The sequence below is a fragment of the Pantoea sp. NPDC088449 genome (genome assembly GCF_044753225.1).
In the GTDB taxonomy this organism is placed as follows: domain Bacteria; phylum Pseudomonadota; class Gammaproteobacteria; order Enterobacterales; family Enterobacteriaceae; genus Pantoea; species Pantoea floridensis.
In genome coordinates, this window is sequence record NZ_JBIVMT010000005.1 from 69,736 (window position 1) to 90,866 (window position 21,131).

At 53.7% G+C, this 21,131-nt stretch carries 19 protein-coding genes; 7 read left to right on the top strand and 12 right to left on the bottom strand.

All coding sequences use genetic code 11. The features are described from left to right. Positions 1-3: 3 nt before the first annotated feature. Genes ACIP6T_RS20335 through ACIP6T_RS20345 form a run of 3 tightly spaced genes read right to left on the bottom strand, consistent with a single transcriptional unit; the run spans position 4 to position 3,460 of the window. Complete coding sequence (locus tag ACIP6T_RS20335) at positions 4-711, bottom strand: class II glutamine amidotransferase (protein ID WP_097095473.1); 708 nt, start codon at positions 709-711, stop codon at positions 4-6. Continuing rightward, positions 699-1,976: an acetyl-CoA carboxylase biotin carboxylase subunit family protein gene (locus ACIP6T_RS20340; protein ID WP_400458613.1), complete on the bottom strand. Its 1,278-nt coding sequence runs from the start codon at positions 1,974-1,976 to the stop codon at positions 699-701. Before ACIP6T_RS20340 ends, ACIP6T_RS20335 begins: the two co-directional genes overlap by 13 nt. 17 nt (positions 1,977-1,993) lie before the next feature. Then, positions 1,994-3,460: a hypothetical protein gene (locus ACIP6T_RS20345; protein WP_400458615.1), complete on the bottom strand. Its 1,467-nt coding sequence runs from the start codon at positions 3,458-3,460 to the stop codon at positions 1,994-1,996. A gap of 191 nt (positions 3,461-3,651) precedes the next feature. Between ACIP6T_RS20345 and ACIP6T_RS20350 the strand changes: the two genes are divergently transcribed. From ACIP6T_RS20350 to ACIP6T_RS20370, 5 genes are all read left to right on the top strand, one after another. Then, complete coding sequence (locus ACIP6T_RS20350; RefSeq protein ID WP_097095470.1) at positions 3,652-5,088, top strand: PLP-dependent aminotransferase family protein; 1,437 nt, start codon at positions 3,652-3,654, stop codon at positions 5,086-5,088. Positions 5,089-5,466: 378 nt separating this feature from the next. After that, a complete protein-coding gene (locus ACIP6T_RS20355; RefSeq protein WP_400458617.1) occupies positions 5,467-5,805 on the top strand; it encodes a hypothetical protein in 339 nt (112 codons plus the stop codon). A gap of 291 nt (positions 5,806-6,096) precedes the next feature. Beyond that, on the top strand, positions 6,097-6,747 hold the full coding sequence (locus tag ACIP6T_RS20360; RefSeq protein WP_400458619.1) for a lysostaphin resistance A-like protein: 651 nt from the start codon (positions 6,097-6,099) through the stop codon (positions 6,745-6,747). A gap of 22 nt (positions 6,748-6,769) precedes the next feature. Continuing rightward, positions 6,770-8,044, top strand: a complete 1,275-nt coding sequence (locus ACIP6T_RS20365; protein ID WP_400458621.1) for an HlyD family secretion protein — start codon at positions 6,770-6,772, stop codon at positions 8,042-8,044. After that, a complete protein-coding gene (locus tag ACIP6T_RS20370) occupies positions 8,037-10,145 on the top strand; it encodes a peptidase domain-containing ABC transporter (protein ID WP_400458623.1) in 2,109 nt (702 codons plus the stop codon). Before ACIP6T_RS20365 ends, ACIP6T_RS20370 begins: the two co-directional genes overlap by 8 nt. A gap of 63 nt (positions 10,146-10,208) precedes the next feature. Here the strand turns inward: ACIP6T_RS20370 and ACIP6T_RS20375 are convergent, their stop codons facing one another. From ACIP6T_RS20375 to ACIP6T_RS20415, 9 genes are all read right to left on the bottom strand, one after another. Further along, positions 10,209-11,459, bottom strand: a complete 1,251-nt coding sequence (locus ACIP6T_RS20375; protein WP_400458625.1) for a valine--pyruvate transaminase — start codon at positions 11,457-11,459, stop codon at positions 10,209-10,211. Positions 11,460-11,541: 82 nt separating this feature from the next. Next, entirely contained in the window at positions 11,542-12,516 is a 975-nt protein-coding gene (gene ghrB / locus ACIP6T_RS20380) for a glyoxylate/hydroxypyruvate reductase GhrB (protein ID WP_400458627.1), read from the bottom strand. 50 nt (positions 12,517-12,566) lie between these two features. Then, on the bottom strand, positions 12,567-13,850 hold the full coding sequence (locus tag ACIP6T_RS20385; protein ID WP_097095462.1) for an MFS transporter: 1,284 nt from the start codon (positions 13,848-13,850) through the stop codon (positions 12,567-12,569). A 243-nt stretch (positions 13,851-14,093) separates the two neighbouring features. Then, positions 14,094-15,038 carry a sugar kinase gene (locus ACIP6T_RS20390; RefSeq protein ID WP_400458629.1) on the bottom strand — a complete coding sequence of 315 codons (945 nt, stop codon included), beginning with the start codon at positions 15,036-15,038 and terminating at the stop codon, positions 14,094-14,096. 10 nt (positions 15,039-15,048) lie between these two features. Then, complete coding sequence (locus ACIP6T_RS20395; RefSeq protein WP_097095460.1) at positions 15,049-15,795, bottom strand: sugar phosphate isomerase/epimerase; 747 nt, start codon at positions 15,793-15,795, stop codon at positions 15,049-15,051. 124 nt (positions 15,796-15,919) lie between these two features. Further along, positions 15,920-16,945 (bottom strand): LacI family DNA-binding transcriptional regulator, encoded by a 1,026-nt coding sequence (locus ACIP6T_RS20400; RefSeq protein WP_097095459.1) that lies wholly within the window; start codon positions 16,943-16,945, stop codon positions 15,920-15,922. 58 nt (positions 16,946-17,003) lie between these two features. Next, complete coding sequence (locus tag ACIP6T_RS20405; protein ID WP_345827597.1) at positions 17,004-18,008, bottom strand: LacI family DNA-binding transcriptional regulator; 1,005 nt, start codon at positions 18,006-18,008, stop codon at positions 17,004-17,006. A gap of 156 nt (positions 18,009-18,164) precedes the next feature. Then, complete coding sequence (locus ACIP6T_RS20410) at positions 18,165-18,827, bottom strand: OmpA family lipoprotein (RefSeq protein WP_097095457.1); 663 nt, start codon at positions 18,825-18,827, stop codon at positions 18,165-18,167. Between the two features lie 109 nt (positions 18,828-18,936). Next, positions 18,937-19,497 (bottom strand): DNA-3-methyladenine glycosylase I, encoded by a 561-nt coding sequence (locus ACIP6T_RS20415; RefSeq protein ID WP_400458631.1) that lies wholly within the window; start codon positions 19,495-19,497, stop codon positions 18,937-18,939. A 143-nt stretch (positions 19,498-19,640) separates the two neighbouring features. Here ACIP6T_RS20415 and ACIP6T_RS20420 point away from each other — a divergent pair, with 143 nt between their 5' ends. Then, complete coding sequence (locus ACIP6T_RS20420) at positions 19,641-20,336, top strand: autotransporter (RefSeq protein WP_097095455.1); 696 nt, start codon at positions 19,641-19,643, stop codon at positions 20,334-20,336. Positions 20,337-20,409: 73 nt separating this feature from the next. Continuing rightward, on the top strand, positions 20,410-21,087 hold the full coding sequence (locus ACIP6T_RS20425) for a hypothetical protein (protein WP_400458633.1): 678 nt from the start codon (positions 20,410-20,412) through the stop codon (positions 21,085-21,087). Positions 21,088-21,131 lie beyond the last annotated feature (44 nt).

Sequence of the window (21,131 nt, forward strand, 5' to 3'; positions counted from 1 at the left end):
TGATCACTCCCCTAAAGGAAATTCATGAAGTTCATGGTTGCTCATGCGGCGCCATTCAGACGCCGTGCCCAGTGCCGAAATAGGTTCAGAAGAGATAAATGTCGTGTTGTTGTTTTGGAAACGGTGCAGCGTGAAATAGTTGGGATAGGGCGTATCAGCGGGATGCCACTGCCATGCCCAGGCTTTTTCGCGGGTAACAAAAATTGCGTTCGCCGAACTGCCGCCTGGCGCCACCTGCGCCATTTTGTTGCGCAAATAGTCGCGGGTGAAATCAGCGGGCGTGGCGCGATCAACGATGTACTCAAGATACTCGGCAGAATCGAAGCGCGACGCGGCCATGCCTAATTGCTGATACACAGTAGGCAAAAACCCGTTATGCATCATGTACCACTGGGTTTCGCCGCTGGTGCGCCACAGCGGATGGGAAAATTCGATACCCTGATTCTTACTTAAAGTGGCGTGGCGCACATGTACCGCCAAAAAGCGTCCGCGCAGGCGATCAACATCAATGCCCGGCAGCGCATCGGCGAAGGTGCCGGTGCCGTGTAGCGTGCGGATGTGGCCTTGCTCCAGCCATAAACAGCCCCAGCCGTTGGGATGCTGTTTGATCGGTCCTTCATGCGTGGCGGTTTCGCCGCAGCTCATGGCGCGTGCGGCCTCCAGCACCGCGGCGGCATCAAATTGGCCGTGCGCCAGAATCATTCTGCACATAGTAAATCTCTCTGTGTGGTGAGCGATGAGACGTCGAGGATCTGATGGAAAACCGCCAGAATCTCGTCCCGGCTCTCTGCCGCAAGACGAAAGGTCGCCAGAATCCCGGCGTGACGGGTTAGATCGGCATACAGCGAAGATCGCGGTGAGACATCCAGCACCGGTAGATTGAGCGGCGGCAACAGCTGACCGCGCTGCTGCTGCGCGATCCAGCGTTCTGCGGCGTCATATTGCAGGCGCTGACGTAAACGTACACGCCCCACCGCCGGCGGCTGGGCGGGGAAATCAAGCTGCGGCAGGCCGTGACCGGCTTCGATATGGAACGCCACTTCAGCCCAGTTGATGCCGGTGACTTCCTGCACCAGATTCACCACGCCCATGCCGGAGAGGCGAAAGCCCATTTCGAGAAAGTGCGGTTCGCCGTTCACCATAATGAAGTCGATGTGAAACGCGCCCTGACGATAGCCAAAGGTTTCGCAGCAGAAGCTCATCAGGCTGGAGAAGCTGGCAGGCAGCTGCTGCGCCGCGACGGCGACATGGCCGGATTCGTAAAAACTGACGCAGCCGTCGGCATCGGTGTGATGTTCGATCACCTTTTGGCAGCAGGTCAGCGCCAGCGCATGGCCTTCCGCCACCACGCCTTGCAGCGAGTACTCATCGCCAGCCAGCCAGCTCTCGACGATAAAGCCGCTGAAGCCGCGACCGCCGTAATTCATGGTATCGACCAGCTTGTTGATCACCGCATCCAGCTGCTGCGCGTCTTTGACGAGCCAAATGCCCAGGCCGCCGCCGCCGTCGACGGGCTTGACGACGCAGGGATAGAGCAGGGCATCACGCGCGTCACGGATGCTCAGCGGTGAGGCGAAGAAGCGAAATTCCGGCTGCGGAAACCGCTGCCAGGCTTTGCGTAATGCCATGCGCTGAGCGTACTTATCCGGGGGAATAAAGCACCTGGCGGCGTCCGGCCCGGCCAGCAACTCCCGCACGCGCCCGGCGCTGGTGTTGTAGGCCTCAAAGCCTGCCAGCACGATCTGCGGATGTTCCATTAACCCGGCATGCAAACAGGCCTGCAGCACATCCCACGGATTTTCCGGGCGATCGAGGCGCACAACCAGATCGAACGGCAACGGGATGCTTAGCGATTGGTAATCGACAAAATCGCCCATCTCCGCCAGCACGGTAAAATAGCCCTCGCGTTTGGCCACCGCGCAGTAGGGATTTTGCCCATCGCGGGTGGCGCCAATCTGCAGGAAAATCTTTCTCATCGCGTTGCCTTACCGGGTTAACGCCCGGAGATCACTTCAGTGACGATGTCTTGCAGCACACCGTTATTCACCTGAATCACTGCTTTGTGCGGATCAAAACGCAGCACGCGTGAGAGCGCATCGCCGCGCTGGCTGTCCAGCAGTGAACTCACCTGCTCGCTGCGCCAGCAATGGCGCATTTGCGTAAGGGTTAAACCAGAAAGTTGCTCCAGCTGTTGCGCTACCAGCAAATCGTCGTTATCGCCGCCCAGCAGCGTGCGCACTGCCGCTTCGTCCGGTGCATCCTCTACCTGCTGCAGCCAGTTTTTCAGCTGGTGGCCTGCGGCGATAAACGGCGAATAGATCATGCAAATCAGCTGGGTTTCATTCAGACCAAAAGCCTGCTCGGCGAACTGCGCGGCGCGCTGGCGGGCGCGTTTAATCGCTTCATCGTCCTGATAACGTGCCGCCATTTCATCGATCAGCTGCGGTGGGAAATCCTTTTTCACCATTAACCCAAGCGCAAAGCGCACATATTCGCGAATGCCTTCGGCGTAGCTACGCTGCAATAGCGTCTCCGCACGCAGACCGCGAATATGTGCCATTAACGTCGGGTTGCCGCAGTCCGATTCGGAAAAGCTGAACATCAGCTCATCAAAGCGGAAATGCATAAATTCCGTCAGTAGCGCCCAGTGCGCGCCGGCTTCATAGGCGGTGTCTTGATAGATGTTGAAGAACAGCGGATCGCGCGCCAGCTGCCAGGTAATACGGTGCGCGGGGGTCACCTGATCGGCGCCGTAAATATCAGCAAAGTAGCGCTCAGCGACGCCATCTAAGGTTTGCAGGAAGCCGCTAAAGCCGCGTGACTTATCCGCCACCGGTGCATTAAACAGACGTGAAAGATGGCGCGCCCACGCCAGATAAGCGGTTTGTTCCTGCGGTGAATCGCCGGTAATGATCACATCAACGCCGCCGTCATAATGCGCTGCCAAACCAAAAGAGTTCACCATGCTGAGGTTGCAGGCATTACAAAAGGTAGAGCGCGCATCGGCACGGAAACGGTGGCCATTCATCAGCACATCGTTGCGATTCTGCTGACGTACGCTGTCTGGCATGGGCAAATGACGATCGAAAGGGCGGATTTGCAGGCCATCGATTACCAAACATTCGGTGAAGTCATCTTCAAAGATATGCAACGCGCGATACACGCGATTGATATTTTCCATCACGCTGTCGTTCATCGCCGCATGGCGGTTGGTGCTGATGCGCAATTGAAACGTGCTGCCGTGCTGCTGCCAGATCAGTCCCTGAATGTAGCGTACATACGCCACCATATAGCTGCTGTCTTTGCCGCCGCCATAAGCCAGCAGTACGCGATTGTTTCCAGGATTGGCCGCATCGGGTAACGCGGCAAGCAGACGGTGCGAGCAACGCTGGGCTGAGTCGATAATCGTGGCAGTGAGATATTCTTCAATTTCTCTCATCATGGTGGACAGATTATTCATTTTTCACTTCATCCTTTGGCTAAGAAAATCGCAATTGTCCTGCTGGCGGCAGCGAGCGGAAAATGGGCCACGAAGGGGTTACGGAATGAATTTTTCAGCGCGCAGGGTTCTCAATTAACTAATGCAGCCTAAAGTACTTTGAATGTAATCTGGTGAATACGCACAGATCATCACGAAATAGGGTGGAACAGATGGCGGGTGAAACGGAACAGGGCAGTCGTTACCGTCAAATTGCAGAACAGATAAAACAAGCCATTCATAGTGGTTCTCTGCCGCCCGACAGCCGGTTACCTTCGGTGCGCACGCTGGCAACGCAGCACAGTGTCAGTATGACCACTGCGCTAAAAACATTACGTACGCTTGAGGATGAGCACTACGCGGTCGCGCGGCCGAAGTCCGGGTTTTTTGTCGCGCCGCGCAAGGCCGATAACGTTTTTCCGGCGGTCATCAATGAGCAAGCGCGCGACGTTGCGCCGCTCGACGAGCAAACCGAACTGCATCTGGCGATGCTGGGATCGGACTGTCGCGTGCGGCTGGATCTGGCGAACGGCGATATTTCACTCTATCCGGTCAAGAAAATCGGCTTGCTGATGCGTCAGATGGGTTACAGCAAACCGGCGCTGCTGGGGAATACGGTTAAAGGCACCGGTTATATGCCATTGAAAACCGAAATTGCCCGCCGGGCGGTGGATTATGGCTGCAATATCAGTGCAGATGACATCCTGATCACCAATGGCTGCATTGAAGCGATCTCTCTGGCGCTGCGCGCGACGACGCAGCCTGGCGATATCGTCGCAGTGGAATCGCCCTGCTATTTTGTACTGCTGCAAATGCTGCATAACCTCAATCTACGCGTGATTGAAGTGGAGGCTGGCCCGGCAGGCTACGTGAATGTTGAAAAACTGACGTCGCTATTCCAGCGCAAAGCGGTGCAGGCCTACCTCACCATTAACAACATCAATAATCCGCTGGGCAAAAGCATTCCCAACGAGCAGAAAGCCTATATCGCGCGCCAGGCCGACGAGAACGATGTGGTGATCATCGAAGATGATATTTTCGGCGATACCGCCTTTGGCGAGCGTCGTCCGTTCCCGATGCGCGCCTTCAGCCCAAATGCCATTTTGTGCAGCGGCTTCTCGAAAACCGTCGCGCCCGGCATACGTATTGGCTGGGTGCACAGCAGCAACTACATGCGCAAAATCGCCTCGCTGAAATACACCACCAGCATGGGAACCTCGGTGCTGTCGCAGGCGGCAATTGCCGAACTGCTGCGCAGCGGCGGCTACGACGCCCATCTGCGCAAGCTGCGGCGCGAGCTGAAAAACCAAATCCAGCACATGCGGCAGGCGGTGCTGCGCTACTTCCCGCCGGGCACGCGCGTCTCCGATCCCGAAGGAGGATATGTGTTATGGGTGGAGATGCCATTGGGCGCGTTGAACGTGCGCGCGCTGTTTCTCAAGGCGCGTAATGCAGGCATCGGTATTGCACCGGGGCATATTTTCGCCACTGATGACCGCTACGATCACTGTTTCCGACTCAACGCCGGCTTTGGCTGGAATGCCGAAGTGGAGCAGGCGATTCAGCAGCTGGGGCAGTGGTGCCAGTTGTCGTTGGGGGCGGCGATGTAAATATACTCTGAGGAAAGGGTCGCGTTAATAGCATAAACGGCAAAGGAACAATGACTTTGTCGCTACTCTCCATCTACGAATTAATAGATTCATTAAACACTTCTTTTAATTTTAGTAACTACGCTCATTGCTCTGATTAATGTTAATCTTGATGTCTGCCAGGAATAAAATCGCAAAAAAATAGCACGAACCTGGTGATTTAAATTGAATCTAAAAAACAATAATTTAGCCAAATAATACGCTATTTTATTGGATTCTTATTACAAGATCAGCTAATTAGTTCCGAGAAAAACCGCTTTGCACGAAATAAAAAGTGAGGTATTAATCTCCTCGCTGAATAGGTATGTGGGATTACAATATTGAACAAAGGAGTTGTTTATGAAAGTAATTGAGAGAGAATTACTGAGCTTCATTTCTGGTGGTGGTGGTCGTAACGATCCCCCTCGGGGCTCAAATAGTAAAAAAAATAGCAATAACGGTGGCGCTGGAGGTAGCTCAGGTTACAACAGCGGCTATGTGGTTGGTTGTAATAATGGCATCATTGGCGGCACTATTGCTGGGGCCGCTGGTGGAATCGTCGGCGCAGGCCTGGGAATGGTCGGTGGCGCGATAGCCGGGGGTTGTTTCACAGGCAGTGGCAACGGTAATAATAACGGTAACAGTAATTCCTCTGGAAATTGTAATTCAGGTGGGATGGGCGGTTCCTGCAGCCGATAGATAACCCTCACCCGCTCCTTATTTGCGAGCGGGTGAATAGGAGTTAGACGTGTTCTTTTTATTCAAGAATTTTGTTTTTTTTGTGTTTTTGATGACTGGTTTTTTATTTATTAGTGGCGCTGGGGTTGTTGCCGAATTCTTCATTTACACCCCGCCACCTGAGTTGTCAAAATTGGTCGTCATTATCAGTTCATTATTATCCTTTGTTGCTCTGGCTCAAAAGGTAAACAGTTTTTTAGCAAAAAAATACAAAGTGTCATGATGGCGATATAATGCTAAGGGAAAAGGCTTATGGAAACAAACACTAAAAAAGAAGGTTTGTTAAACTTATCTCTTTTTCTTCTGATGTTTCTACTGACAGCTGTTCCGTTGCTCTTTCCCAATCGAAGAGAATTAATTGCGTCTGAATTATTTTTACCGTATGGCTTTATAGTTGAGTTTTTTGTAATTGTGCCCGTTTATCTATTTAAATTTCAGAAGAAAGAGGGGTTCGGTGTCGGTAATTTTACGATCATGCAATTCATTATGTTTTTTGCTTTAATTTTAATCATCCAGTTTGTTATACCAAAAGTGCTTTTTAACACAGGCGAAGTCGTTGTCAGCCATCAGCAGATTTCGCTACCGCTCTATACGCTTATTCTCACGCAAATATCTTATATTTTGATGGTGCCAGTTTATGAAGAGATAGCCATCAGAGGCGGGTTATTTGGCGCGTTAACTGTTTTTTCTAATAGTAAAATATTCTCTGCGCTTGTAACGTCCTTAATTTTTTCGCTGCTGCACACTCAGTATTCTGGGTTTAAGCCTTTCTTTCTTCTCTATCTTATTTCTTTAACGCTGGTTGCTGCGAGAGTCTTGTCAAAGGGATTGTTATTACCTGTATTGCTGCATGTCTTTATGAACGGCATTGTGGTCAATGGACATTATCTATTCGGCCACTAAAAAATGAGTAAGGAATACTAAATTGTTTCGCCAGGAAGCGGTTGAGAATCACAGAATGAAATGGCGCGGTCGAGCCTTGCTGCTCCCCGGCATCCCTTTTTGGCTCATTGCGGGGCTGTCTCTCTTTTTTATTACTCTATTCCTGACCTTTGTTATTGCTAGCACTTATACCCGACGGATCAACGTCACGGGAGAAATATCCACTTATCCTCGCGCAGCTAATGTCTATTCCAGCGTTCAGGGTGTCGTGGTTAAGCAGTTCGTTACTGCAGGGCAGATGATTGAAACGGGTGCACCCATTTACCAAATAGACGTCAGCAAAACTACCCACAACGGCGTGGTCAGTGAAAATCAACGCCGGGATATTGATCACCAGCTTGAACGTATTACACAGATTATTAGCCGGCTTGAAAGCAGCAAGAAAGCCACTCTCGACATGCTGGAAAAACAAAAAGAGCAGTATGCCGGCGCGTTATTGCGCTCTACTGACATCCTCCGCCGCGCCCAGGAAGGGATCGGTATTATTAAGGAGAATATGGATAACTATCGGCGTTATCAGCTCCGGGGATTAGTAAATAAAGATCAACTTACCAACCAAGTGGCACTGTATTACCAACAGCAAAATAATCTCCTCGGACTATCAAGCCAGAATGATCAAAATGCGCTGCAAGTCACGGCGTTGGAGAGCCAGATATATACTCAGGGCGCAGAATTTGACAATCAGATTTACCAGATGGAACTGCAGCGTTTTGAATTGCAAAAAGAACAACTCAACATTGATGCCGGTGGAACCATCATTGTGCGAGCGCTGGCTGCTGGCCGTATCGATTCGCTGAGCGTTACGGTTGGACAGATGGTTAACGCTGGCGACAGTTTGCTGCAAATTCTCCCTCACACTATCGACCATTACGCCCTGGTGTTGTGGGTGCCCAATGACGCAATCCCTTATCTCACCCTCGGTGATCGGGTCAATATTCGCTATGAAGCCTTCCCTGCGGAGAAATTTGGTCAGTTTGCTGGCACCGTTACTGCCATCTCCAGAGCACCCGCATCACCGCAGGAAATGCTGACCTACCAAGGCGCACCCCGATCGGCATTAACTGCCGCGATCCCCTATTACAAAGTCATCGTCAGGCCAGAAAAGCCGGTTGTTATGTATGGCGGTAAACGTCTGAGTTTGGAGAACGGCATTAAAGCACAGAGCACGCTGTTCCTTGAAAAAAGGAGGCTATATCAATGGATGTTTTCGCCGTTCTACGACATGAAACACAGCGTTATGGGGCCAGTCAATGAGTAGATTGACCTGCAAAACGCTGGTCGGTCAGCTGGAATTATGGCTGCGCCACCGTGTCCCAATGATCCACCAAACCGAGTCAGCCGAGTGCGGTCTGGCCTGCCTTGCAATGATCTGCGGATACTACGGCAAGAATGTTGATTTGATAGCGCTGCGACGGCAGTTCAACCTCTCGGCTCGCGGCACTACGCTGTCGGCACTGACGGGGATAGCTGATCAGCTAGGGCTGAGCACCCGACCGCTATCACTCGATATCGACGAGTTAGGCGCATTGAAGATACCGTGCATCTTGCACTGGGAATTCAACCATTTTGTCGTACTGGTAAGCATCCGGCGGAATGGTGTGGTGCTACACGATCCGGCGCGCGGCCGCCGGACGGTCAGCTTCGCAGAGCTGTCGAAAAATTTTAGCGGTGTGGCGCTCGAAGCCTGCCCAGGCAGCACATTTACCGCCGACAGCGTCCACAACAAAATCAGCTTCCGTACTCTGATCGCTAGCGTGCACGGCCTCAAGACCGTACTCGGCAAAATACTTTGCTTATCACTGGTGTTCGAGACCATCAATCTTGTGATGCCGGTCGGCACGCAGCTGGTGATGGATCACGCCATACCCGCAGGCGATCGGGGTTTACTGACCTTAATCTGTGCTGGATTACTCTTTTTTATCCTGCTGCGTGCTGCCGTGGGGATGGGACGTGCCTGGACCGCGCTGGTTATGGCAACGTTTATCAACGTGCAGTGGCAATCCGGCCTGTTCAATCATCTGGTACGCCTGCCGCTTGGTTACTTTGAACGGCGTAAGTTGGGTGATATTCAGTCTCGATTCGCTTCACTGGATACGCTGCGCAGCACCTTCACTACCAGCATCGTTGGCGGCATTATGGACAGCATCATGGTGATTGGCGTGCTGGTGATGATGGTCCTGTATGGCGGCTGGCTGACCTGGATCGTGATAGCGTTTACCACCTTTTATGTTCTGCTGCGCCTGGTAACCTACAAGTATTACCGGCAACTTTCTGAAGAGTTATTGGTCAGGGAAGCGCGCGCCAGCTCGTATTTTATGGAAACACTCTATGGCATTGCCGCCGTCAAAATGCAGGGCATGGCTCAGCGCCGCGTCTCCCACTGGCTGAATCTCGAAATCGATTCAATTAACACCGGTATTCGCGTCACCAAAATGGATATGCTGTTTGGCGGTATCAGTACCTTTATTGCCGCCTGCGATCAGGTTGTTGTTCTGTGGATGGGAACCCTCCTCGTGATCGATAACCAGATAACGATGGGTATGTTTGTCGCATTTGGCGTTTTTCGCGCACAGTTCTCAGACCGCGTTGGGTCGCTGACAGAATTTTTACTGCAGCTACGCATGATGAGTCTGCATAACGAGCGCATTGCCGACATTGCTCTGCACCCGCGGGAAAATTATAGACCTGAGCTCTGCTACGAAGCGAGACTGCAACCAATGGGGCTGGCAACCCATGCGCTGAGCTACCGCTACGACAGCCAGTCACCGGCAATATTTGATGCACTGAACATTTCGATCTTACCGGGAGAGTGCGTGGCGATTGTCGGCTCGTCCGGTTCGGGAAAATCCACGCTGTTGAAAGTACTGTGCGGTTTATTTTCTCCTACGAGTGGCTGTGTCGAGGTGGATGGCGTTGATATCCAGCAAATCGGTATCAACAACTATCACAAGATGATCGCCTGCGTGATGCAGGACGATAAACTGTTCTGCGGCTCAGTCAGGGAGAATATTTGCAGCTTTGCAGAGGAAATAGATGAAGCGTGGATGAAGGAGTGTGCTCGGGCCAGCTATTTGCATGAGGTTATTATGCGTATGCCAATGGGATATGAAACGCTGATTGGTGAATTGGGCGAAGGGCTGTCTGGTGGGCAAAAGCAGCGGTTGTTCATCGCCCGGGCATTGTACAAGAAACCTGCGATTCTATTTCTGGACGAGGCCACCAGCGCACTGGACAAAGAGAGTGAAGCAATGGTGAATCAGGCAATCAAAAAACTGAGCATTACGCGGGTAATCATCGCACACAGAGAGAGCACGATAGCATCAGCAGATAGAGTTATTACGCTAAAGTCATGTAATTGACGACCTTACAACTGACTGAGCCAGGTACGTATTCAGGCGCACCTGGCTACAACGCGGAATTTTTTACTCGCCGTTAAACGCGTTTTCCAACTCTTGCGCCAGAATTTGCACCGCGCGCTCAATCTTCTGCGCATCCGGCACGTAGTTCATGCGCATGCATTGATGGGTATGCGGCCATTCATGTTCCAGGCCGGGGAAGAAGAAGTGGCCGGGCACCATCAGTACGCCTCGCGCTTTCAGGCGCTGATAGAGCGTTTCGGTGCTAATAGGCAGATCGCGGAACCACAGCCACAGGAAAATGGCGCCTTCAGGTTTATGAATCAGACAGCGATCTTCCGGCAAATAGCGGCGCAGAATGGCAATCGTCTCGCTGACTTTGGCCTGATAGAACGGCTTAATCACCTCTTCTGACAGACGCAGCAAATCTCCGCGTACGATCATCTCATTGGCAATCGCCGGCCCAATGCTGCCTGGCGCAAGGCTGATAATGCCGTTCATGTTACCAATGGCGGCGATGGTGCTTTCATCGGCGACGATAATGCCACAGCGCGCACCCGGCAGGCCGAGTTTCGACAGGCTCATGCACAGAATGGTATTCGGGTTCCACAGAGGTCGCGCTTCGCTAAAGATGATGCCCGGGAACGGCACGCCGTAAGCGTTATCAATCAGCAATGGAACGCCGTGCTGCTGTGCCAGTGCATCGAGCTGCAGCAGTTCGTCATCGGTGATCACGTTGCCGGTCGGATTGGTCGGGCGCGAAACGCAGATCAGCCCGACATCATCATTCAGCGGCAGGTGATCGAAATCGACGTGATATTTGAATTGGCCTTCCGGCAGCAGCTCAATGTTCGGTTTGGCGGAGACAAACAGATCCTCTTCCAGTCCGGCATCGGCGTAGCCAAGATATTCCGGCGCTAACGGGAACAGCACGCGTTTTTTGCTGCCATCGGCGCGACGTCCGGCGAACAGATTAAAGAGATAGAAAAACGCACTCTGGCTGCCGTTGGTCAGCGCAATATTTTGCGCGGTTAACGGCCAGCCGAGTTCCTCACGCAGCATCTTCGCCAGCGCTTCCAGCAGCAGCGCTTTGCCGCGCGGGCCGTCGTAGTTACACAGCGCTTCGCTCAGCTTGCCGTCCTGATGCATCTGCAGCAGCAGCTGATGGAAGTAGTCGTTCATCGCCGGGATTTGCGCCGGATTACCGCCGCCCAGCATGATGGTACCGGGCGTGCGCAGGCCTTCACCCATGTCTTCCATCAGACGGGAGATGCCGGAATGTTGAGTAAATTTGTCGCCGAACTGAGAAAAGGACATAGGAAGTTAAAACGTTGTGAAATCGAATGGGGAACCACCATAGCGCCCGCCGCTGGCAGGCGCAATGGGTAAAGCAGCCGGCTTAGCGTTGGATCTGTGGGTTCACGCAGTTTTTCTCCACTTTACCGCTTAGGGCTGCAATCAGATTATCAACCGCGTCGCGTGCCATGCCATAACGGGTTTCATGGGTGGCAGACCCAATGTGTGGTAGGGCCACCACGTTTGGCAGCGTTAAAATCTCGGCATCGGCAGGTACCGGCTCAACTTCGAAAACATCAAGCCCAGCGGCATGAATTATGCCGTCTTTCAGCGCGGCGGTCAGCGCCTGCTCATCGACTACCGGGCCGCGACCGGCATTGATCAGGATTGCACTTGGCTTCATCAGCTTGAGCTGCGCCGCGCCAATCATATGGTGCGTCTGTTCGGTTAACGGCAGGCTGATGCAGACAAAATCACTCTCTTTCAGCAAGGTTTCGAGATCGCAGGCGCGCGCGCCAAAGCGGGTTTCGGCTTCTTCATGCTGACGGCGCGCATTGTAGAGAATATTCATACCGAAGCCGAAATGTGCTCGTTGCGCCAGCGCCAGACCGATGCGGCCCATGCCAAGAATACCGAGGGTTTTGTGGTGCACATCAATGCCGAAATGATCCGGGCCAATACTCGCTTTCCATTCGCCGCCCTTCACCCACTTATCCAGCTCGGTAACACGACGTGCAGTGCTTAATACCAGCGCCATCATGGTATCGGCGACGGTTTCGGTCAGCACGGTTGGCGTATGCATCAGTAATACGTTGCGTTGATTCAGTGCATCGACATCAAAATTATCGTATCCCACCGATACGGTTGAGCAGGCGCGCAGCGCGGGCATTTTTGCCAGCAGATCGCCATTTACTTTGCCGCCAGAGCCAAGTAAACCTTGCGCCTGTTCGAACTGTGCCTGGTGCTGCTGGATAGTTTCCGCGGAAATATCATCTACTTCAGTGACGGAGAAATGACCGTCCAGCTTGGCGCGCAGGTCATCTGGCAGGCTCTTATACAGAATCACAGCAGGTTTCATCTTTTGCTCCCTTTAAAATGTTGGGGAGGCCTTGCGGCCTCCCGAATCGATTACGCGTGCTTCGCCCCGTGGACGGGCGGCGAGGTTTTGTTCTGGGCGGGTTTCACGACAAGCGTTAGCCAAACCGAAGCCAGCAGCGCTGCACCCATGAAAATGTAGGAGGCAGCAGGGCTGCCGGTAGCCCCATTAAGATAGCCTACAATCCACGATCCAATGAAGGAACCGAGCGCGCCCATACTGTTAATCAATGCCATAGCCCCGCCGGCGACGTTGCGCGGCAGCATCTCGGGAATGATGGCGAAGAAGGGGCCGTACGGTGCATACATCGCACCACCAGCGATCACCAGCAGCGTATACGACAGCCAGAAGTTGCTGGAACCGACCAGATACGAACCGAGGAAAGCCAGCGCGCCAATCAGCAGCAGCGGCCAGACAAACAGTTTACGGTTCTGGGTTTTATCGGACGCCCACGACACCACGATCATCGCAATGGTCGCCACCAGATACGGCACGGCAGAAAGCCAACCGGCTTCCACCATACCCATCTGCGAACCATTACGCAGAATGGATGGCAACCACAGTACGAAGCCATACACGCCGATGCTCCAGGCAAAATATTGCAGGCACAGCAGGATGACGTTGCGATTGCGGAACGCTTCACCGTAGTTACGTACCGCTTTAATGCCTTCCTGCTCTTTTTGCAGCTGCGCCTGCAGCGCCGCTTTCTCGCTTTCGCTCATCCATTTGGCCTGCGCAGGTTTGTCCTGCACCATAAACCACCAGGCCACCGCCCAGATGACCGCCGGGATGCCTTCAAAGATAAACATTTCGCGCCAGCCAAAGGATTCAATCAGATAGCCAGAAACCACCGACATCCACAGCACCGTGACCGGATTACCGAGAATCAGGAAAGTATTGGCGCGCGAACGCTCTGATTTGGTAAACCAGTTGCTGATATAGATCAGCATTGCTGGCATCACCGCCGCTTCCACCACGCCGAGCACAAAGCGAATCGCCGCCAGCATCGGGATGTTACTGACGATGCCGGTCAGCGAGGCGCAGCCGCCCCATAAAATCAGGCACCAGAAAATCAGTTTCTTAACGCTGCGGCGTTCGGCATACAGCGCGCCGGGGATCTGGAAGAAGAAGTAGCCGAGGAAGAACAGGGCGCCCAGCAGCGATGACATGCCTTTGGTGATGCCGAGATCTTCATTAATCCCTGCGGCAGAGGCGAAGCTGAAGTTCGCCCGGTCCAGATACGCCAGACTGTAGGTGATAAACACGATGGGCATGATAAACCACCAGCGTTTTGGCGCGATTGTCTGCGATTTCATGGGTGACTCCTCTGGTTGAGGTGGGCGCATTCTATGGATGCGCCTCGGAATATCGTTGTTGTAGGTACAGCTATTTTTGAATCTTTGTCAGGTGGTCGCCATGAATGGCGACCCTACAAAAACCGCACTGACGTCAACCGCACTGACGTTGGGTGGTCGCCATAAATGGCGACCCTACAAAACCGCACCAATCTCGTAGGGTCGCCATTTATGGCGACCTGGGTTTTGAATACGGAATCGTGCCTAGTAATCGCCCAGCGCCGCGCGGGTCGGCAGGCCTTCGCTATCGCCGGCGACCTGAATCGCCAGTGAACCGATTTTGTTGCCGCGCAAAATCGCCTGCGGCAGCGTTTTTCCTTCCAGCAAGGCGCTTATCAGACCAACGGCAAATCCATCGCCGGCACCCACGGTATCGACCACGTTTGCCACATGAATTGGCGCCACCTGACCCTGTTCACCGCTGGCGGTTTTGTACCAGGCGCCATCGCCGCCGGTTTTAATCACCACCGCTTTCACCCCTTTATCGAGGTAGAAGTCGGCAATGGCTTCAGGCTGACTGAAGCCTGTGAGAATGAATCCTTCTTTCTCACCCGGCAGCACCCAATCGGCATATTCCGCTAAATGATTCAGCTGCTTGCGCATCTCCTCTTCGCTGCGCCATAGCACCGGACGCAGATTGGGATCAAAGGAGATGGTTTTGCCACGCGCGCGCATCTCTTTCGCCGCGTGTTGTGCCAGCTGAAGTGACGTATCAGAGATCGCAGCCGCCACGCCGCTTAAGTGCAGGTGGCGCGCGTGACCAAAATAGTCGTCGTTGAAATCATCTGGCGATAGGTGGCTGGCGGCCGAACCTTTACGGAAATACTCCACTTCCGGATCGGAGCCATCATCAACGCGAGATTTAAGCTGGAAGCCAGTGCGATAGCGCGCATCGGTGGTGACGCAGCGGTGATCGACGCCCTCTTTTTCCAACTGCTGCAGCGTAAAGCGGCCAAAACTGTCGTCGCCGACCCGGCTGACCCAACCCACGTTCAACCCGAGACGTGCCAGGCCAATCGCCACGTTGAGCTCGGCGCCGGCGATGCGTTTGATGAAGCCTTCAGCCGCCGCGAGATCGCCGGTTTGTTGGGCAATAAACATCGCCATCGCTTCGCCAATCGTCACTACATCCAGCGTTTTTTGCGTCATCATCGGTTCCTTACGCTGCACGCAGCAGGTCAACGTAATGGCGGGTCACCGCCAGCAAATCCGCACCTTCCAGCGGGAATTCGATACCGCGCGGTGCATCGGCGGGCAGCGCGTTGAGCAGCGAACGCCAGCTGTCATCGGCGTCATCCAGCGCGATGGCGCGGAAAGTGTCGCCATGCGGCACGGCGGCCTTAACGTGAATATAGCTGACATAACGGCTGAGCTGGGCCGCGGCCTGCAAACCCTCTTCACCCGTCCACTGCCAGTTGCCCATATCGAAGGTCATATCCAGCGGCAGAGCCGCATCGCAGGCTTGATGGAAGAAGCGCAGCATCGGCGCCAGTTTGCTGTCAGGTGTTTGGTCGTTTTCCACTACCAGCGTCACGTTTGACGCCTGCAACACGGCGAGCAGCGGGGTAACGTCCAAAGCAACGAAATGCCCTAACGCCAGCTTCAGGCGTTTAGCACCGATCTGCTCAGCTTCGTGCAGAAACTGGGCCAGACGCGGATTCAGTGCGCCATCATCCAGCCACAGCGCTTCCGGCACGGAATAGCTGGCGCTGAGCTGATGCTGGGAAATCGCGTTGCCCAGTGCGTGCAGCAGGCAGAGTTCACTGTCACTGAAGAGCTCGCGACGGATTTCTATGCCATCCGCGCCTGCTTTTTTTATCAGCGGCAGCAGCGCAGCCTGGCCGCCAAGTTCCGCTACTTTCTGCGCGCCGTATGCGGCAGATACAACAATAATTTCTGGTTTCATCGCTTCTCTCCGGGCATGACCACATCCCATTCGTTGTAAAAAAGCTAAATGGAACCGGTTCCAAAAGAAAGGCGCAGACTGCGGAAGTATGATCATGCTCACGAAGTGAGCCACAAATGAGGGGTTAGCGTAGCGGCTGGCTGGAGCCACGCACGATCAGTTCGCCGGAGAACAGCTGCTCACGGATCGCCGTCTCGCTGCCTTCAATACGCGCGATCACTTGCTCCAGCGCGGCATAGCCAATTTGCCAGGTGGGCTGCTTCAGGGTGGTAATGCCAACCCCCGCCAGCGCGGCCCACTCCAGCTCATCAAAACCGAGCAGGCCGATAGATTCGCCCCAGCGCAGTTGCAAGCGTTGCAGTGCACGCGCGACTTGCAAGGTGAGCGCGCCGTTAGCCGCGATTACCGCACAATTTTTACCCGGATGGCGCTGGTGGAAGTCACGTAACAGCGTTTCCAGCGCATCGGGCTGATGCAGCGCCACTTCGGCATTCTCCGCTTGCACGTGTGCGGTGTTTTTTACCGTGTCATAGAAGGCGCGCAGACGTTCGCGACGCGTGTTGACGCTGCCCAGCGGTTCACTGAGAAAGAGCAGCGCCTGATAGCCATTCTCCAGCAGATGCTGTGTGGCAATGTTCGACGCTTCAAGGTTGTTCAACCCAACCACATCGCAGGCGAAGTCGGGGATTTTACGGTCGATCAACACCATTGGCAGCATTGATTGCTGTAGCCGATTCAACACCTCTTCATGCATACCTACCGCATTCACCACAATACCTTCAACCTGATAGCTGCTCAGCAGCTGCAGATAATGCTGCTCGAGATCGACTTCATTGTTGGTATTACACATCAACAGAGTAAAACCCTGCGCGCGGCAGGCCGCTTCGATGCCGCTTAGCACATCCACCGAGTAGGGATTGGTAATATCGGCAATGATCAGGCCGATCAAACGGGTGCGGCCGCGTTTGAGCCCACGCGCCATCTGGCTGGGACGATAGTTGAGTTCGGCGATGGCCTGTTCGATACGGGCTTTGAGATCGGGCGAGAGGAGATTCACTTCGCCATTGAGGTAGCGTGAAACGCTGGTTTTACCGGTTTTTGCCGTACGGGCAACGTCACTGATTGTGGCTCGTGGCGGCCTGGTTTTCATTGCTTACACCTGCTGTAAAGAAACAGGCGAAGACTAACACAGCTCGCGCCTGGCGCAATCATTGCGCGTCAGAAGTGAGGCGCAATACCGGTTGCCACAGCGTCTGCAACTGGTTAACAGGGGTATCATTAAGCAGCTGTAGCACCATTTCCGCGATGCGCTCGCCGATGCGCTGCTGTGAGAGTTGCAGAATAGTATTGACCGGCTGATCGATGATTGAGTCATGCGGTAAACCATCGTAAACATACAGCGGGATAGCCTGCGCGCCCTTCAGCCTCGCAGCCTGCTGCAGGGCAATCGCGGCACCTTCACCCAGCGTACTGCAATCGGTAATGATCGCCTGCGGCGCATCGCCTTGTGCCAGCCAGGCATTGGTTTGCTGATAGCCGGAGCGGCGCGTAGCGGGCAACGCTGCCATCAATGATTGATCGACCGGCGCCTGGTGTTGGATTAACGCATCGATAAACCCCTGGCGACGATCGAGGGTGAAAGTCGAGAATTCATTACTGCCGAGATAGGCGAGGCGCGGTAATCCTTGTTGCAGGCAGTGTTCTACCGCCAGAAAGGTGCCAGCGTGGTTATCGTAATCAATCCAGGCATAAGGCTGTGGCAGCTCGCTGCGGCCGAGTGTCAAAAAGCGAAACCCCTTCTGCTGCAAGCGTTGCAGGCGCGCATCCTGCGGCAGCGTGTGGGTCAGAATCAGTGCATCAATCGCGCCGCTGCGCATCATACGCATCAGCTTACGGTGCTGATCGTGAGATTTATCGGGCAGCAGCAGCAAATCAATATCGTGTTGAGCAAGGCATTGATCCAGCGTCAGCAGCATTTGGCTGTAATAGCTGTCATTGAGCGAAGCATGGCTGATAGGAAACACCAAACCCACCGCATTAGCGCGCCCGGTTTTCAGGCGGCGAGCAGCATCATTAGGGCGATAACCGCGCGCATGCGCTTCTTCTTCAATGCGTTTACGAGTGGTGGCGGCTACATCGTCATAGCCATTTAGCGCCCGGCTCACAGTGGTAACAGAGAGGCCAAGGGTAGCAGCGATGGCTTTTAGCGACATGATGACGTTCCATTGATCAAATTTTGATCACGCTAGCATAAAGGAAACGGCGGCTCTAGAAGTGGACGATTTTTTAGCTTTTTCTAACAAATATGCTGTTAAAAGTTGCTAAAAAGCGCGTAAAAACCGGCCTGCCCGCGCAGACCGGCTGCACGCTTAGCTCAGCGGGCTAAGCGTAATCTCTACACGACGGTTCTGCGCTTTGCCGTCTTCGGTGCTGTTGCTGGCGATCGGATTGTCTGGACCTAAACCTTGGGTCCGCAGGCGGTTTTGTGCCACGCCTTGCAGAATCAGGCCGCTGGCCACGCTCTCTGCACGCTGCTGTGACAGGCGCATATTCAGCGCGCGAGTGCCGGTGCTGTCGGTGTAGCCCACCACATTCACGGCTGTTTTTGGATACTCTTTCAGCACCATAGCCACGCCGGTTAGAGTATTGGCCCCCGCCGGTTTCAGGTTGCTGCTGTTGGAATCAAACGTAACGTTATTTGGCATGTTGAGCACGATGTTATCGCCCTGACGCGTCACGCTCACGCCGGTACCGCGCATTTTGTCGCGCAGTTTGGCTTCCTGCACGTCCATGTAATAGCCCGCGCCACCGCCCAGTGCGGCACCGGAGGCTGCGCCAATTAACGCGCCTTTACCGCGATCTTTCTTCGACGATGACAGCACGCCGACACCTGCGCCCAGCACCGCGCCTAACCCGGCGCCGATGCCCGATTTTCCGGCCTGAGATTCGCCGGTGTAAGGATTGGTGGTACATCCCGACAAAGCAACACTGCCGCTCAATAACAAGGTCAGCGCCAAAATACGCTTGTTCATAAAAAATCCCTCACAGATTTAAACGGGGAAAAGCCCCAAAACGGCACTATTATGCCGTTCAATAATGGGGAAATGCGTGAGAGGCAGTCTTAAAATGTAAAGAATTGCGTTAAAGATTATCAGGATGGCAGAAACAGGTGGTTTGATGATCGTTGATCAGGCCGCAAGCCTGTAGAAATGAGTGGCAAATTGTTGGGCCGACGAATTTAAAACCACGCTTTTTAAGCGCCTTAGAGAGCGCAATTGCGGGTTCGGAGGTGGTGGGGGCCGATTTATAATCCGCGTAATAATGCAAAATCGGCTGATTATCAACAAATGACCAGATAAAGCGGGAAAAGTCTTCCCCCGCGGCTTCCAGCGCGAGCAGCGCGCGGGCATTATTGATGATGGCTTCCAGCTTGCCGCGATGGCGGATCAGGCCGGCATCCTGCATCAGGCGCGCCAAATCGTCTTCATCCATCAGGGCCACAGCATTGGCATCAAATTCATGGAATGCGCGGCGATAATTTTCGCGCTTTTTTAATACCGTTATCCATGAAAGACCGGCCTGCTGGCCTTCAAGGCATATCATCTCGAATAAGACGCGCTTATCAGTTTGCGGAACACCCCATTCCTGGTCGTGGTACGCGATATACAGCGGATCCTGAGTTACCCAGCCACAACGTTGCATTGCCTCACTCCCTTTAGCAGATGAAAAAGCTGTAAATCCCTTGACGAATGACGAAATCGATTAATAGTTAAGCAATGGGTGCCGATAGTGATCTTATAAAATCTTAACGCCCATTCTCTTCCCCGGCTCGTCAGGAGTCTTTCATGTTGCAGAAAAGTCAGCGGACAGGCCAGCACAATCTTGCGCTGGCTTTTGGCGGTTTGTGGCTATTTTTTCTGGCCGGGAATGCGCATGCCTTAGATCAGACGAGCCAAAATAGTGCCCCCGATTACAACGCAATTCTTGCTGAAAAAATTTCCAGTAATCATCTGATGCTGACGGAAAATAGCGATGTCAGCTTGTTAGACGCGGCACTTAACTCGCCCAATAACAGCGAGATGGTGCTGCATAGCGAAACCGCCAGCGTCGGTGCCGCGCCGTTTGTGAATCGTTACTCAGCAGGCTGGTCAATGCCGATGAGTGGCACAATCAGCACCGGGCCGGTTGCACAATTTGCGGTCGATGATTCGACGCTCAGCTGTCCAAAGTGTGAATGGGTAGACAGCAATAACGCCGAGCATATTGCGTCATTAGGCTGGCGCGTTGACTCCAGCCTCGGCGGGATATTGCCCTGGGCACAGGTGAGCTATAGCCATCTGGTGAATGAAGAGCTTTCTTCCCCCACGCGCCTCCGCCCCGATGAGACGAATGGCCGTGAAAACAATTGGGTGGATGTGAGCGTCGGCGCCAATATGCCGCTGGGCCAAAATATGGCGGCCTTTGCCTCCTTTGCACAAACCGGTGCGGTGAGCAGCGGCGAGCAGTTTATTTATAGCCTTGGCGTCAGCGCCAGCTTCTAATCGGCATAAAAAGAGAAGTGTTAAAAAGTGGGGTCAATATACTAAGCGCGCTAATCATTACTTTGGTCACAATATGCGCAACAATATTATTCTTATTAGCCGTGAAATTACGGCATTTATCATCAGTGGATTGATGCTGGTTTTCTGTATGGCGATGGTCTATATCGACGTCAACTGGATGAACGATGCACTGCACGAAGCGTCTTTCACCGAAATCACGCAGGAAGTAATGCTGCTGCTGATCGCTTCCTGCTATTTCCTCTGCGCCTGGCAACGGCCGCAGCAGCGCAGCGTGCTGCTCCTGGTCGGCGGTTTTTATAGCTGTATGCTGATTCGCGAGATGGACTTTCTGTTCGATTTCATCAGGCACGGATCGTGGCTGTGGTTTGCGCTGGCGACAACGGCTGCCAGTCTGGCCATGGCATTGCGCCAGCCACGTCAGATTCTGCCCGGTCTGGTATCGCTGGTGCAGCATCGCAGCTGGCAGATGATGGCCGCAGGATTACTGGCTGTGCTGGTGTTTTCACGCTTATTTGGCATGCATCAGCTGTGGGAACATCTGATGATGGACGGATATAACCGCGTGGTGAAAAATATGGCGGAAGAGGGCAGCGAGATGTTCGGTTACACTCTTTGCCTGATCGCCTCTGCACGCTATTTGTGGCAAACCCGACCACAGCCTGTCTCGGTTCAGGCACTGCCGGTTTCACGCCATGTGGAACACGCTCAACCGCTGTCTGCATCACGCTAATACCTACGACCTTTTTGGCGATCCCTTGCCCTAAAACAGGTACA

What these genes read in the sequence shown, in the direction of transcription:
- ACIP6T_RS20405 (WP_345827597.1), bottom strand. Translation starts at nt 18,008, where the DNA reads ATGTCGCTAAAAGCCATCGCTGCTACCCTTGGCCTCTCTGTTACCACT.
- ghrB (WP_400458627.1), bottom strand. Translation starts at nt 12,516, where the DNA reads ATGAAACCTGCTGTGATTCTGTATAAGAGCCTGCCAGATGACCTGCGC.
- ACIP6T_RS20385 (WP_097095462.1), bottom strand. Translation starts at nt 13,850, where the DNA reads ATGAAATCGCAGACAATCGCGCCAAAACGCTGGTGGTTTATCATGCCC.
- ACIP6T_RS20420 (WP_097095455.1), top strand. Translation starts at nt 19,641, where the DNA reads ATGTTGCAGAAAAGTCAGCGGACAGGCCAGCACAATCTTGCGCTGGCT.
- ACIP6T_RS20395 (WP_097095460.1), bottom strand. Translation starts at nt 15,795, where the DNA reads ATGAAACCAGAAATTATTGTTGTATCTGCCGCATACGGCGCGCAGAAA.
- ACIP6T_RS20375 (WP_400458625.1), bottom strand. Translation starts at nt 11,459, where the DNA reads ATGTCCTTTTCTCAGTTCGGCGACAAATTTACTCAACATTCCGGCATC.
- ACIP6T_RS20335 (WP_097095473.1), bottom strand. Translation starts at nt 711, where the DNA reads ATGTGCAGAATGATTCTGGCGCACGGCCAATTTGATGCCGCCGCGGTG.
- ACIP6T_RS20415 (WP_400458631.1), bottom strand. Translation starts at nt 19,497, where the DNA reads ATGCAACGTTGTGGCTGGGTAACTCAGGATCCGCTGTATATCGCGTAC.
- ACIP6T_RS20360 (WP_400458619.1), top strand. Translation starts at nt 6,097, where the DNA reads ATGGAAACAAACACTAAAAAAGAAGGTTTGTTAAACTTATCTCTTTTT.
- ACIP6T_RS20355 (WP_400458617.1), top strand. Translation starts at nt 5,467, where the DNA reads ATGAAAGTAATTGAGAGAGAATTACTGAGCTTCATTTCTGGTGGTGGT.
- ACIP6T_RS20400 (WP_097095459.1), bottom strand. Translation starts at nt 16,945, where the DNA reads ATGAAAACCAGGCCGCCACGAGCCACAATCAGTGACGTTGCCCGTACG.
- ACIP6T_RS20345 (WP_400458615.1), bottom strand. Translation starts at nt 3,460, where the DNA reads ATGAATAATCTGTCCACCATGATGAGAGAAATTGAAGAATATCTCACT.
- ACIP6T_RS20410 (WP_097095457.1), bottom strand. Translation starts at nt 18,827, where the DNA reads ATGAACAAGCGTATTTTGGCGCTGACCTTGTTATTGAGCGGCAGTGTT.
- ACIP6T_RS20390 (WP_400458629.1), bottom strand. Translation starts at nt 15,038, where the DNA reads ATGACGCAAAAAACGCTGGATGTAGTGACGATTGGCGAAGCGATGGCG.
- ACIP6T_RS20350 (WP_097095470.1), top strand. Translation starts at nt 3,652, where the DNA reads ATGGCGGGTGAAACGGAACAGGGCAGTCGTTACCGTCAAATTGCAGAA.
- ACIP6T_RS20370 (WP_400458623.1), top strand. Translation starts at nt 8,037, where the DNA reads ATGAGTAGATTGACCTGCAAAACGCTGGTCGGTCAGCTGGAATTATGG.
- ACIP6T_RS20340 (WP_400458613.1), bottom strand. Translation starts at nt 1,976, where the DNA reads ATGAGAAAGATTTTCCTGCAGATTGGCGCCACCCGCGATGGGCAAAAT.
- ACIP6T_RS20425 (WP_400458633.1), top strand. Translation starts at nt 20,410, where the DNA reads ATGCGCAACAATATTATTCTTATTAGCCGTGAAATTACGGCATTTATC.